The organism is Alkalihalobacillus sp. NPDC127517 (genome assembly GCF_050276055.1).
In the GTDB taxonomy this organism is placed as follows: domain Bacteria; phylum Bacillota; class Bacilli; order Bacillales; family Bacillaceae_D; genus Alkalicoccobacillus.
Map to the genome: position 1 here is coordinate 35,709 of NZ_JBNNQX010000001.1, position 13,133 is coordinate 48,841.

13 protein-coding genes are annotated in these 13,133 nt (G+C 40.8%); 2 read left to right on the plus strand and 11 right to left on the minus strand.

Features of this window, described 5'->3' with window-relative positions:
* Positions 1–59 precede the first annotated feature (59 nt).
* From ACQKKO_RS00180 to ACQKKO_RS00190, 3 genes are all read right to left on the minus strand, one after another.
* Positions 60–1,340, minus strand: a complete 1,281-nt coding sequence (locus ACQKKO_RS00180) for an extracellular solute-binding protein (RefSeq protein WP_498643168.1) — start codon at positions 1,338–1,340, stop codon at positions 60–62.
* 123 nt (positions 1,341–1,463) lie between these two features.
* Positions 1,464–2,504 carry a LacI family DNA-binding transcriptional regulator gene (locus ACQKKO_RS00185; protein WP_498643169.1) on the minus strand — a complete coding sequence of 347 codons (1,041 nt, stop codon included), beginning with the start codon at positions 2,502–2,504 and terminating at the stop codon, positions 1,464–1,466.
* A 71-nt stretch (positions 2,505–2,575) separates the two neighbouring features.
* Positions 2,576–3,553: an AEC family transporter gene (locus tag ACQKKO_RS00190; RefSeq protein ID WP_498643170.1), complete on the minus strand. Its 978-nt coding sequence runs from the start codon at positions 3,551–3,553 to the stop codon at positions 2,576–2,578.
* A 65-nt stretch (positions 3,554–3,618) separates the two neighbouring features.
* On the opposite strand from ACQKKO_RS00190, the gene ACQKKO_RS00195 reads away from it, so the two are divergent.
* The gene (locus ACQKKO_RS00195; RefSeq protein ID WP_498643171.1) at positions 3,619–4,140 is read left to right on the plus strand and encodes an isochorismatase family protein; all 522 of its coding nucleotides are present in this window, start codon (positions 3,619–3,621) and stop codon (positions 4,138–4,140) included.
* Between the two features lie 56 nt (positions 4,141–4,196).
* Here ACQKKO_RS00195 and secG read toward each other — a convergent pair whose 3' ends face one another.
* The 8 genes from secG to ACQKKO_RS00235 all read right to left on the minus strand — a co-directional run bounded on the left by secG (position 4,197) and on the right by ACQKKO_RS00235 (position 12,032).
* Positions 4,197–4,448 carry a preprotein translocase subunit SecG gene (secG, locus tag ACQKKO_RS00200; protein WP_498643172.1) on the minus strand — a complete coding sequence of 84 codons (252 nt, stop codon included), beginning with the start codon at positions 4,446–4,448 and terminating at the stop codon, positions 4,197–4,199.
* Between the two features lie 194 nt (positions 4,449–4,642).
* Entirely contained in the window at positions 4,643–5,926 is a 1,284-nt protein-coding gene (gene eno, locus ACQKKO_RS00205; RefSeq protein WP_498643767.1) for a phosphopyruvate hydratase, read from the minus strand.
* A gap of 32 nt (positions 5,927–5,958) precedes the next feature.
* Complete coding sequence (gpmI, locus tag ACQKKO_RS00210; RefSeq protein WP_498643173.1) at positions 5,959–7,491, minus strand: 2,3-bisphosphoglycerate-independent phosphoglycerate mutase; 1,533 nt, start codon at positions 7,489–7,491, stop codon at positions 5,959–5,961.
* Positions 7,488–8,243, minus strand: coding sequence for a triose-phosphate isomerase (gene tpiA / locus ACQKKO_RS00215; RefSeq protein WP_498643174.1), 756 nt, complete (start codon positions 8,241–8,243; stop codon positions 7,488–7,490). Before tpiA ends, gpmI begins: the two co-directional genes overlap by 4 nt.
* Before the next feature lie 23 nt (positions 8,244–8,266).
* Positions 8,267–9,454: a phosphoglycerate kinase gene (locus tag ACQKKO_RS00220; RefSeq protein WP_498643175.1), complete on the minus strand. Its 1,188-nt coding sequence runs from the start codon at positions 9,452–9,454 to the stop codon at positions 8,267–8,269.
* A gap of 88 nt (positions 9,455–9,542) precedes the next feature.
* Entirely contained in the window at positions 9,543–10,550 is a 1,008-nt protein-coding gene (gene gap, locus ACQKKO_RS00225; RefSeq protein ID WP_498643176.1) for a type I glyceraldehyde-3-phosphate dehydrogenase, read from the minus strand.
* 65 nt (positions 10,551–10,615) lie between these two features.
* Positions 10,616–11,638: a sugar-binding transcriptional regulator gene (locus ACQKKO_RS00230; protein ID WP_498643769.1), complete on the minus strand. Its 1,023-nt coding sequence runs from the start codon at positions 11,636–11,638 to the stop codon at positions 10,616–10,618.
* A gap of 136 nt (positions 11,639–11,774) precedes the next feature.
* A complete protein-coding gene (locus ACQKKO_RS00235) occupies positions 11,775–12,032 on the minus strand; it encodes a glutaredoxin family protein (protein WP_498643177.1) in 258 nt (85 codons plus the stop codon).
* A gap of 251 nt (positions 12,033–12,283) precedes the next feature.
* Here ACQKKO_RS00235 and clpP point away from each other — a divergent pair, with 251 nt between their 5' ends.
* A complete protein-coding gene (clpP, locus tag ACQKKO_RS00240) occupies positions 12,284–12,877 on the plus strand; it encodes an ATP-dependent Clp endopeptidase proteolytic subunit ClpP (RefSeq protein ID WP_479823290.1) in 594 nt (197 codons plus the stop codon).
* Positions 12,878–13,133 lie beyond the last annotated feature (256 nt).

Sequence of the window (13,133 nt, forward strand, 5' to 3'; positions counted from 1 at the left end):
TCCTTTCTAATTTTCATAAGAAACAGCGTAAGATCTCTCCTACGCTGTTATCCATCCTGTTAACGAGAGACCTGTCTATCTACCTCTTCTAAGGCTTTATCCCAAGCAGCTTCAGGTGTGGACACCCCATCCGCAATGGAACCAAGCGCATCCTGCATAATCGTATTAATTGGCGCTGTCATCGGAGCACGATACACATCTTGAACAAGTGTCGCAGCTTCAGCATAGATCGCACCAATATCTTTACGGATAAAGAATTCATCATCTAGCTCTTGAACCGCAGGATCATCATAAATTCCTGGTGTAGATGGGAAGTTTCCATTTTCTTTGAAAATATCAAGCTGGTTCTCAGGAGACATTAACCAAGTAATAAATTCGTACGCTTCCTCTGGATGATCACTCTGCTTTGGTACGGTAAGGAATGAACCTCCCCAGTTTCCTGAACCCTCAGGCATAAGAGCAATGTCCCAAAGTCCTGATGTATCCGGTGCATCATTTTTAATGTTTTGAAGCATCCATGGCGGTAAGAAAACTGTTGCAAAATCTCCATTTGCTAGAGCTGCTCCCCACTCTGGTGTGCCTCGTTCGATATTCGCTTGAATATCAATCGCTTCAACCGATTTATCCCAGGCCTTTTGGATTTGAGGGCTGTCTTCTAGGATGAGTGTGCCATCTGTCTCAAAGTATTGCTTATCTCCTTGCTCTCTGATCGCAGAATACATATCAGCTACATCACTGAACATAAATGAGCCCGTCTGTTCTTTTAACTGTTTGCCTGCTTCAATGTATTGATCCCAAGTTCCAAGTACTTGATTCACTTCATCCGGGTTTGTCGGAAGACCCGCTTCTTCAAACAGATCAACCCGATACGCCATAGCCATCGGTCCTATATCTGTTGGAATTCCTATTACCGACCCATCATCAGAAGAGGCTTGTTTCCACTTCCAATCAAGATAGTCGCTTTCCAAGTCCTGTGCACCGTATTCAGACAAGTCGTAAAACATATCGCTACTCTCTTTGATTCGTTCTAAGTAACCTTCATCGACTCCAGAGATATCAGGAGCTCCTGAACCTGCTGCAAGTGCAGTAATTAAATTCTGATGAGCATCTGCATATTCTGCTTCTTGAATATCAATCTTAATTCCCGGATTTTCTTCTTCGTACTGCTTAGCCTTTTCAGCAAAGCCCATTCCTGGCCAAAGCCACATCGTTAACGTAACATCGCCTCCACTATCACTACCGCCTCCATCAGAACTCGATCCTGATGAACACGCTGCTAAACTAACTGCAAGTCCGGCACTTCCTAAGACTAATAACGATTTTTGAGTAAGCTTCTTCATAATAACTCCCCTTATTTGTTATTTTTGTTATCTTAAGTTGTTATTTATAACTAAAACATATCACTACTAACGATTAATGTAAACGCTTAATTTAATAAAAATAAAAAATCGATGAGCGCTAGCTCACCGATTCCTTGGTACATCAACAGATTCTTTTAACAACATCTCACCCGCAATTAATATTTTCTCCGAAGGATATTCAGGATGCTGTAATCTCCATACCAAACGTTCCACTGCACGTTGCCCGATCATTTGTTTTAAGACCTGAACGGTAGTAAGTGAAGGCTTCTTACCTTCTTCTTCATCTAATAAATCAAACCCCGTAACCGATACATCTTTTGGACAGGTGTAGCCGTTCCGATCAAGTAAATTGATGACACGCCTAGCAATGTGATCATTTGCACACACAAAAGCAGTTGGGAATTCTACCTTGTTCCGCTTCCATACATCAATCTCATGTTGAATGGCTATTTCCATATCGTCATGATATTCGATATCCATTAAAGTCGATAACCGATCAAGACCCGCTTGTTCAACAGATGTTCGATATCCTAACCACCGATCAAAAAAACTGGTAGAATAATTCACTTGCCCAACAAAAGCTAAGCGCTTATGTCCTAAGCCAATTAGATGATCCGTCACTCGTTCAATCCCATTCCGATTATTCATAAACAAGCTATCTGCACGCATCATCTTATCCTCGTGATCAATCATTACCATTGGTAAACCATAGTCAGATAAGGCGACAAGCGTTTGTTCATCCAACGTACCAAGTGTGATAATTCCAATTAAATTCGTAAGATCGACTTTTTTAGATAAGTCCATTTCGTTGGAGATAACAATCATCCCGGCTTTTTTAGACTGAATACTAGCAGACACACCTTGAAACACCGTTCCCCAATATGTGTAGGTAATGTTTTGGTATTGCTGGTTTGGCAAGAAAACAAGAACATACCCATTTTCAACTTCTACTTTTTCATTATTTAAACCCTGATTTGGATTCGTACCTTCTTTTAAGTAACCTAATTGCTTAGCTGCAAATAATATTTTCTTTCTTGTTGCTTCACTTACACCTGGTTTGCTGTTTAATGTCTTTGATACCACATACTTCGACACTCCTACCGTATCAGCAATCACTTGCATGGTTATCTTTCTATGGCCCATTCTTCCACCTCGTCAACGTTCACTTTTGTTATCTTTGTTAGCATTATAACAGAATAATTAGCAGAAAGCGTTTAAATTAATGGAATAACTACATAAAGCAGAGGTATGTATATTACTAAAAGACAAGTATTCACCAACCAGTTTGAATTCGCCAAATCAACATCAAGTCGATAAAGCTGAGGAGGCACTAAAGCAGAAACAGCTGTTGGCATCATACATAAGATAAGGATGACTTGAACAATATAACCGTCGTATATGCTTCCCAATCCGAGCGCAAGTGCTGCACTGACAACTAGAAGAGGAACCAATAAGCCTTTTACCAATGATAGCGACACGCTTAGTAATAAATGCTTCCGTACCGATTTGATTCTCATTGAAAAACCTACTGGAATCAGCAAGAGAATGGCGGTAAGCGGTACAAGAATTTGTATCATTTGACCATAGCCATCAATTCGTTCTAAACCCGAGACATTTAACATGCCACCAATGACAATTGAGAGAAAGGTCACCATAATAAAGGGGTCTCGAATGATAGAACGCCATCCCCTATACCTACCTTCATTTTGAGAAACACCATATCTTTTAGCAACTGGATAACAAACCGTGTAATAGAATAATTCCTCAAACAGTCTAAACATCGCAACATAAGCTAAGCTTTTTTCCCCAAGAAGCATCACACAAAAAAGTGAGCCAAACGTTCCTAAATTGATAAAGGATCCCGTCACAAACATCGCACCTGTTTGCGGCTTGTTAAGAGAAAACATTTTTGATAACAGGATACCCAATAACCCACCTAGTACAATTGTCAGCACTCCGAGTAGTGGTAGAAAAACGAGATTCCCATCTGTTAATTCAGCAGACCAAAAAGCCCCCACTAGAATAATAGGGTTCATCCCTAGTAAGACAACTCGAATACAATAAAACAAAAATGCCGATAAAGGAAACCAACTAGGCGTATATTGTTTTTCAGCCATCACTCTTAGCATTCCGCCAATAACCAAACCTAAAACAATGATACTCATCGCAAAAACGAGTTGATTGATTCCCATCCACTCCTAATTATATTATAGTTGGAAGAAAAGATCTAAATAAGAGAAAAATGGAGGATGAAGCAATGAAATCAGCTCTACTTATGCTCGATATCCAAAACGGTTTTACAGAAGCAGGCGACTTCAGTGAAGTGTTATCTCGTAATCAATTACTTGCTAATTACTTTCAACAGCAACAAGGAGTTGTCATCATGACAAGACATATTGATTCAAATGAAAAGAGTCTAATAACAGACCAGACACATTCTGGGGAATTACATGCTTCGCTTCAATCATTCACTCATAAAATTATTGAGAAACAGCAGCCTAGTGCTTTTTTACAAACAGATCTTGACGAGTATTTGAAAACGAATCAAATCACACAACTTGTTGTTACTGGTTTTAATGTGGAATACTGTTGTTTGTTTAACAGCATTATTGCTCATGAAAAGGGGTATCAGGTCACATTTATAGAAGATGCCTCCGCTACAGTTAATACTGATCAAACCTACGAGATGCCTGGATTAGACATTCGAGACTTCATTGCAACCCTACTTGACTGGTCTGGTACAATCAAAGTCATGGATACAGAGGAATACATCGGATAAATAAAAAGAACCACTCCATTACTTCAAGTGAAATGGAGTGGTCGAGTATGGATCTATTATAAGAAGTAACCAAGAGCAACAGCCAAGATAAAGAATAGTACAGCTAGGACAATTGTTGCTCTATGAAGAACTAAGTCTACTCCTCTGGCTTTTTGTTTACCTAGTAACTGCTCAGCACCACCTGAGATTGCTCCAGACAAACCGGCACTCTTACCTGATTGAAGTACAACAACCGTAATTAAAGCGATTGAAACAATCACTAATAATACCATAAGTACTAATTGCAAAAAATCCACCTCCAAGCACATTTTACGCTAATTTTAATCTACCATAACCACGTAATCAATTCAATCTACTTTAGTAAAAATTGTGTATAAGTCATTTAATAGCTAATTTCCACGACATTCTACAGCATCTCATCTATTTCCCGAGCAATAGTTACATTTCCCCTAGCAAAAAGTAGAAAAACCCACTCACCTCTGTGAGTGGGTTTCACCTGTTATTACTTAGAAAGATTGTAGAAAGACTTACGTCCGCCGTATACAGATACGTCAGCAAGCTCGTCTTCAATACGAATCAATTGGTTGTATTTCGCTACGCGATCTGTACGAGATGGTGCACCCGTTTTAATTTGACCAGCGTTTGTAGCAACTGCGATATCAGCAATTGTTGCATCTTCAGTTTCACCAGAACGGTGAGAGATAACTGCTGTGTAACCAGCGCGTTTAGCCATTTCGATTGCTTCAAATGTTTCAGTAAGCGTACCGATTTGGTTAACTTTAATAAGGATTGAGTTAGAGATTCCTTTTTCAATCCCTTCAGCAAGCTTTTCAGTGTTTGTAACAAACAAGTCATCACCAACAAGCTGTACTTTGTCCCCAAGCTTTTCAGTTAATAGCTTGTGACCTTCCCAGTCGTTTTCGTCTAGGCCATCTTCAATCGAGATGATTGGGTATTTAGAAACAAGATCTTCATAGAATGTAACAAGTTCTTCAGAAGATAATACTTTACCTTCTCCAGAAAGATGGTATTTACCATCTTCTTTGTTGAATAACTCAGAAGAGGCAACGTCCATTGCAAGTTGTACTTCTTCACCTGGCTTGTAACCAGCTTTTTCAATGGCTTCAATGATAGTTTGAAGTGCTTCTTCATTTGAAGATAAGTTAGGAGCAAATCCACCCTCGTCTCCAACTGCAGTGTTGTAGCCTTTAGATTTAAGAACTGATTTAAGGTTGTGGAAGATTTCCGCACCGATTTGAACAGCGTGCTTGAAGCTATCAGCTCCAACTGGCATGATCATGAATTCTTGAATATCTACGTTGTTATCAGCGTGCTCTCCACCGTTGATGATGTTCATCATTGGTACTGGAAGAGTTTTTGCGCTGAATCCACCAAGGTATACGTATAAAGGAATACCAAGCGCTTTAGCAGCAGCGTGAGCAACAGCCATAGAAACACCAAGGATTGCGTTAGCACCTAATTTTGCTTTGTTTTTTGTACCGTCAAGCTCAAGAAGAAGCTGATCGATTCCAAGTTGGTCCATTGCGTCAACACCGATTAATTTAGGTGCAATAATGTCGTTAACGTTAGCAACAGCTGTTAATACACCTTTGCCCATGAAACGGTCTCCACCGTCACGAAGTTCTACTGCTTCGTATTCTCCTGTAGATGCGCCACTTGGTACAAGGGCACGTCCCATTGCTCCAGATTCTACATATACTTCTACTTCTACTGTTGGGTTACCACGTGAATCAAGAACTTCACGGGCATGAATATCAGTAATCATAGTCAAGCTAATCATCTCCCTTAATGGTTGGTTTATTTTATTAACGTCTTTCCAGTCATTTCTTCTGGTTGTTTTGCATCAAGTAATTGAAGAACAGTTGGTGCAAGGTCAGCTAAAATACCATCCTCGCGTAGTGTAACGCCCTTTTCAGTTACAATGACTGGCACACGATTTGTTGTGTGAGCTGTCATTGGATTTCCTTCAAGTGTAACGACTTCATCAGCATTCCCGTGATCAGCGGTAATGATGGCCGCGCCACCTTTTTCAAGGATTGCGTCTACTACTTTTCCAAGACATTCGTCTACTGCTTCAATGGCTTTAATTGTTGGTTCAAGCTTTCCTGAATGGCCGACCATGTCAGGGTTTGCGAAGTTTAAGATAATCGCATCGTGCTTGTCCGCTTCAATGTCAGAAACCAATGCATCTGTTACTTCATATGCACTCATTTCAGGTTGTAAATCATATGTTGCTACTTTAGGTGAATCGATTAAAATGCGAGATTCACCAGGGAATTCCTGCTCACGTCCACCGCTAAAGAAAAACGTAACATGAGGGTATTTCTCTGTTTCAGCAATTCGAAGCTGCCGAAGATTTTGTTGTGAAAGAACTTCTCCAAGAGTGTTATCAAGATTTGTTGGTTTGAAGGCTACAAATCCATCAACAGACTCACTAAACTTTGTTAAGCACACAAAGTGTAGATGCTTTGGAAACTTATCTCCACGATCAAATCCTCTAAAGTCTTCGTTTGTGAATACTTGTGATAATTGGATTGCACGGTCAGGTCGGAAGTTAAAGAAAATCACAGCATCGTTATCCTGAACAGTCGCTACTGGTTTACCTTCTTTGTCCGTCAACACAGAAGGAATCACGAACTCATCATGGATTTCGTTTTTGTAATTATCTTCGAGTACATCTAGAGCATTTTCATATGAAGGTCCATCACCATAAACCATGGCGCGGTATGATTTCTCTAAACGATCCCAACGCTTGTCGCGATCCATTGCATAATAGCGGCCGTGCACAGTAGCAAGCTCACCAATGCCTATTTCATCAAGCTTTTCTTGAAGTGAACGAAGGTAGGTTTCCGCACTTGTTGGAGCTACATCGCGCCCATCAAGAAAGCCGTGAATGTATACTTTTTTCACATTTTTACGCTTAGCTAAATCTAAGAGTGCAAACAAGTGCTCAATGTGACTATGAATGCCTCCGTCAGATAACAAGCCATATAAATGAAGAGCGGTTCCCTTTTCATTTACATGATCAATGGCATCAAGGAACGTTTGATTTTCAAAAAACTCACCTTCACGGATAGCTAGATTTACTCTTGTTAAACTTTGATAAACGATACGGCCAGCACCAATATTTAAGTGTCCAACCTCTGAGTTCCCCATTTGACCATCTGGTAAGCCAACTGCTTCCCCGTCTGCTTTGAGTGTTGCATGGGGGAATTCATTGATGTACCGATCATAATTAGGTTTTTTCGACTGCTCTACCGCGTTGCCTTTGGTTTCGTCCCTTAAACCAAAGCCATCTAGGATAATCAGAGCAACGGGTTTCTTACTCATTTTACCGCCTCCAGAAGCTCAAGGAATGAAGCTGGCTCTAAGCTCGCTCCTCCAACTAAAGCTCCATCAATATCAGTTTGCGCCATGTATTCAGCAATGTTAGCAGGTTTTACGCTACCGCCATATTGAATACGTACAGCATCAGATACTTGGTGTGTGAATGCTTCTGCAACAACGGTACGGATGTATCCGCAGCCTTCATTTGCATCTTCAGAAGAAGAAGATTTCCCAGTTCCAATTGCCCAAACTGGCTCATAAGCGATAACCGTGTTTTTCACTTGCTCTTCAGAAAGTCCCTCAAGACCTTTTGTAATTTGCTCGTGAAGAACTTCATTTGTACGGTTTGCTTCTTTCTCTTCTAATGTTTCACCGCAGCAAAGAATTGGAGTTACACCTTGTTCGTGAGCAGCATGAACTTTTTTGTTAATGAGTTCGTCTGTTTCTCCAAACAATTCTCTACGTTCAGAGTGGCCTAAAACCACATAGTGAACACCTAGATCAGCAAGTGCTGATGGGCTAATTTCACCAGTGAACGCTCCACTTGTTTCAAAGTAAGCATTTTGAGCTCCTACCTTTAAATCTGTACCTTCTGCTGCTTCCACTAAGCTTTGTAAGAAAAGAGCAGGTGCACAAACAACAGAGTCAACAGACTCAGAGCTAGGCAGCTTTGCTTTTACTTCTTCGGCAAAAGATTTTGCTTCAGAGAGTGTTTTGTTCATTTTCCAGTTTCCTGCAATAATTGGTTTACGCATGGTTCATCACCTCTCGTAATTAATTACTCTTTATCTGAAAGAGCGACAACGCCTGGAAGGTCTTTCCCTTCCATAAACTCTAATGACGCGCCTCCGCCAGTAGAGATATGGCTCATTTTGTCTGCCAGTCCAAACATTTCAACAGCAGCTGCTGAATCTCCTCCACCAATAACGGAATACGTATCAGTGCTATCTGCAAGAGCTGTAGCTACAGCCTTTGTCCCACTAGCGAATGCTTCAATTTCAAACACTCCCATAGGTCCATTCCAGATGACAAGCGCAGATTCAGAAACCACACTCTTGTATGTATCTTGAGTTTTTGGACCGATATCTAATGCTTCCCAATCAGATGGAATTTCACTAATTGGCACAATCTTTGTATTGGCATCATTTGAGAAATCATCAGCTACTAATACATCTTGAGGCATATAGAAGTTCACGCCATTTTTCTTCGCTTTTTCCATGAAGGTTTTAGCAAGATCGATTTTGTCTTCTTCAAGTAGTGACAACCCAACTTCGTGACCTAATGCTTTTACGAATGTGTAAGCAAGTCCGCCACCAATAATTAAATTATCTACTTTATCAAGAAGATGGTCAATAACACCAATCTTATCTTTTACTTTCGCTCCACCGATAATAGCTGTGAATGGGCGTTTAGGCTCCGTTAAGGCTTGTCCAAGCACTTCAAGCTCTTTTTCCATTAAGAAACCAGCTGCGGAAGGAAGGTGTTTTGCAATGCCTTCTGTAGAAGCATGAGCACGGTGAGCTGCACCAAATGCATCATTCACATAAAAATCAGCTAAAGAAGCAAATTCTTTTGCAAGCTCAGCATCATTCTTCTCTTCACCAGCATAGAAACGTACGTTTTCAAGCAATAGAATGTCACCATTCTCAAGCTTACTTACATCTGCTTCTGCTACTTCACCGCGAGCTTCAGTACTTGCTGCAACAGGCTGACCTAATAGCTCAGACAGACGCTCTGCAACTGGCTTAAGACGAAGCTCTTCAACTGCTTCACCTTTAGGACGACCTAAGTGACTAGCAAGAATGACTTTTGCCCCTTGATCTACTAAATGCTTAATCGTTGGAAGTGCTGCTTTGATACGAGTTTCATCCGTGATTGCTCCATCTTTCATTGGAACATTAAAGTCAACACGCACAAATACACGCTTCCCAGTTAATGTTACGTCTTGAAGGGTTTGTTTATTCATAACGAACCTCCTCCTATTCATATGTTGTGACAAGCGGAAAGGGGAGTCAGATTCTGGACCCTCCTCCCCTTCTATGCCGCTCGCTTAATTATAGCCCTTTGCTAGCAATGTATTCAACTAAGTCAACGACACGGTTTGAGAAACCAGTCTCGTTATCATACCAAGAGATAACTTTAACCATGTTACCTTCCATAACCATTGTAGAAAGTGCGTCGATTGTAGAAGAATGAGTGTTACCATTGTAATCTTGAGATACAAGTGGATCTTCAGAGTATCCAAGAATTCCTTTAAGGTTACCTTCAGCCGCTTCTTTAAGAGCAGCGTTTACTTCTTCAGCTGTTACTTCTTTATCAAGTTCAACAACAAGGTCAACTAGAGATACGTTTGGTGTAGGAACACGCATTGCAGCTCCGTTAAGTTTACCTTTAAGTTCAGGAAGAACTAGTGCTACTGCTTTAGCAGCTCCTGTTGAAGTTGGGATGATGTTCTCAGCTGCAGCACGCGCACGACGGTAGTCTTTGTGCGGAAGATCAAGGATTTGTTGGTCGTTCGTGTAAGAGTGAACAGTGTTCATAAGTCCACGACGGATACCAAATTGATCGTTTAATACTTTCGCAAATGGTGCTAGGCAGTTTGTTGTGCAAGATGCGTTAGAGATAACGTCATGGCTTGCTGGATCGTATTTGTCTTCGTTAACACCTACAACAACTGTGATATCCTCATCAGATGCTGGTGCAGAAATGATAACTTTTTTAGCTCCTGCTTCGATGTGCTTCGCAGCGTCAGCACGCTTCGTGAAGAAACCAGTAGACTCAATTACAACTTCTACTCCGTGCTTATCCCATCCGATTTCAGCTGGGTTACGCTCAGCAGAAACTTTGATTTCTTTACCATTTACAACTAAAGAGTTGTCTTTTACTTGAATGTCAGCATCAAGGATACCGTGAACCGTGTCATGCTTAAGTAAGTGTGCAAGCATGTTTGCATCCGTTAAATCGTTGATTGCTACTACCTCTACGTTAGGGTTGTTAAGAGCCGTGCGGAATACGTTACGTCCAATACGACCAAAACCGTTAATACCAATTTTTGTTGCCATGTTAAATTCCTCCTGACTTCTATTAAAAAGCTTAATCTATCAAAAAGGGCAAAACCCTTTTCTTCCTATTCATTGTGAAGCAATCTTTTAGCTGCAGCCTCATCTGTAATGAGAACATCACTTGGTCGATGCTTCATGTAAGCTGCTATGGCATTGGCTTTTGATGCACCACCTGCAACAGAAATCACATGCTTTCCTGCATCTAGCTCATCCAATTGAAGACCAATTGTCCGCTGTTTGTGAATAATCTCTCCCATTTGGTTAAAGTAATAACCAAATGCCTCTGCTACTGCGTGTTCCCGTTTTAATTTATTCATAAACGGTTCTTCTGAGCTTCGTCTGGCAGCCATTCTAGTAGCATCACCAATCCCATGTAGTAAAATTCGAGATGTTTTAATTAAATCTAGAATTTCCTTGACGGAAGGCTCAAGTACTAATGAAGAATACGCTTCTTCACTTAGCTGATCTGGAACATGCATGAGCCTGTATTCAGCTCCTGCTCGATCAGCGAATTCTGCGCTAATGGTGTTGGCTTGATTTTCAACTCGTTCTCCGAGCCCACCTCTAGCTGGAACAAAAATCGATTGACTCACCTTTGGATCAGGCGTCATCATTTGTGCAACAGCAGCAAGCGTCGTTCCGCCCATTACTGCAACAACTGAGCTTGGAATAATGATTGATTTTAGCTCAAGGACACAAGCCTGCCCCATCTCTTGCTTTACCCAATCTTCTTCATCACTATTTCCCGGCACTATAACGACCTTTGTCACGCCAAGCTTTTGTTCAAGCTCCGTTTCAAGGGCACGTAACCCGAGAATTTCCTTCATCATTTCCTCAAGCTGAACAAGAACAGTTTCTCCTTCTCTTGTTAAACTCATTCCCGCCGTATTAAATGAAATAAGACGTTGGTCCTTCAGAAAGGTGACTTCACCTCGAACTACACGTTCAGAAAGCTGAAGATTCACGGAAAGCGACCTTCGACCAATCGGTTGTTTAAGATGAACAAACTGTAGCATTCTGTATCGCTTCTGCATGGTTTCTACTAAATCTGGTACTAGCTGTTTTTGGATATTAACCAGCTTTCTCAACATTTCGCAGCACCTCTTCCTCAGATAGGGACCTAATACGTCCCGCGATGACATTTTACGTCCCGACTTATGCGCACGAAACGTTTGCCACAAAGTCATCATACCAATCGTTCACCAAAATGACAAGTTTTTTAGCTTAGTTTTTTTCATTTGATAATCTGTTAGCATGAGTGGCAGACTGAATTGAATCCTTTAACGTATCGTATGAAAGGATTCCTTCATCGGCAACTTGTCCATTAACCGTCACCACTGGAATGCGAAACATGTAGGTTTCAAGCAAAACATCGTCTTGATAAATATCAATGGTTTGATAGTTGATGTTTAATTGATCTAACACCTTTTTACCTTTTTCACATAAAGAACACTGATCCTTTGAATAGAAAATAATCTCCATTAAGAGTTCCCTCCATTTATTTGCTTCTATTCACAGTATACCAAACAAGCTTTTCATAACTAACGGTTTAACTTCTTTTAGAAACGGAAATGATGAATAGAGGAATTACGCAATGAATAGGGAATGTATATGTGTAGAGTGGTTTATATTTGACCTTCTCTGACCTAATAGGTATGATGTACATAACAGCAATGAAAGAGCTGACAAACAGTAAATTGAATTTAAATTACATTTCACAGGAGGAATGATCCATGAATCTCATCCCTACAGTTATTGAACAAACAAACCGCGGCGAGCGCGCGTATGATATCTACTCTCGTCTTTTAAAAGATCGTATCATTATGTTAGGAAGTGCCATTGACGATAACGTAGCAAACTCAATCGTTGCTCAATTACTATTCCTACAAGCAGAAGATCCAGACAAAGATATCTCTCTTTATATTAATAGCCCAGGTGGTTCCATCACAGCTGGAATGGCAATCTACGACACAATGAACTTCATTAAGCCAGATGTATCAACAATCTGCATCGGTATGGCTGCATCTATGGGTTCATTCCTACTAGCAGCCGGAGCAAAAGGAAAACGCCTTGCACTCCCTAACAGTGAAGTAATGATTCACCAACCATTAGGTGGAACACAAGGTCAAGCGTCTGATATTGAAATCCACGCTCGTCGTATCATCGAAATGCGTGAGAAACTAAACGAAATCCTATCAGAGCGCACTGGTCAATCAATCGACATCATTTCTCGTGACACTGATCGTGATAACTTCATGACAGCTGAACGTGCAAAAGAATACGGTCTAATTGACCAAGTGATCTCTTCTCCATCTGATCAGAAATAATAACGAAGAAAAGCAGCCTGCGTGGCTGCTTTTTTTATGTGGGCAGGTCGTATGTTGGTGCCGGGATTAGCTATGATCTTAAGTTTACTGCTTACAACCCGCTACCAGGATGAGAAGACTTGGAGCTTTGGGTAATTTTATAGATAATCATGTTTAGAATGAGTGATCTCAGCATTTTTGAACATTCTAGATGCTTTTTGAGCACGGATTTCGCTTTTTTGCGCTTTCTACACCTTTTTGAGCACGGACCTCGCTA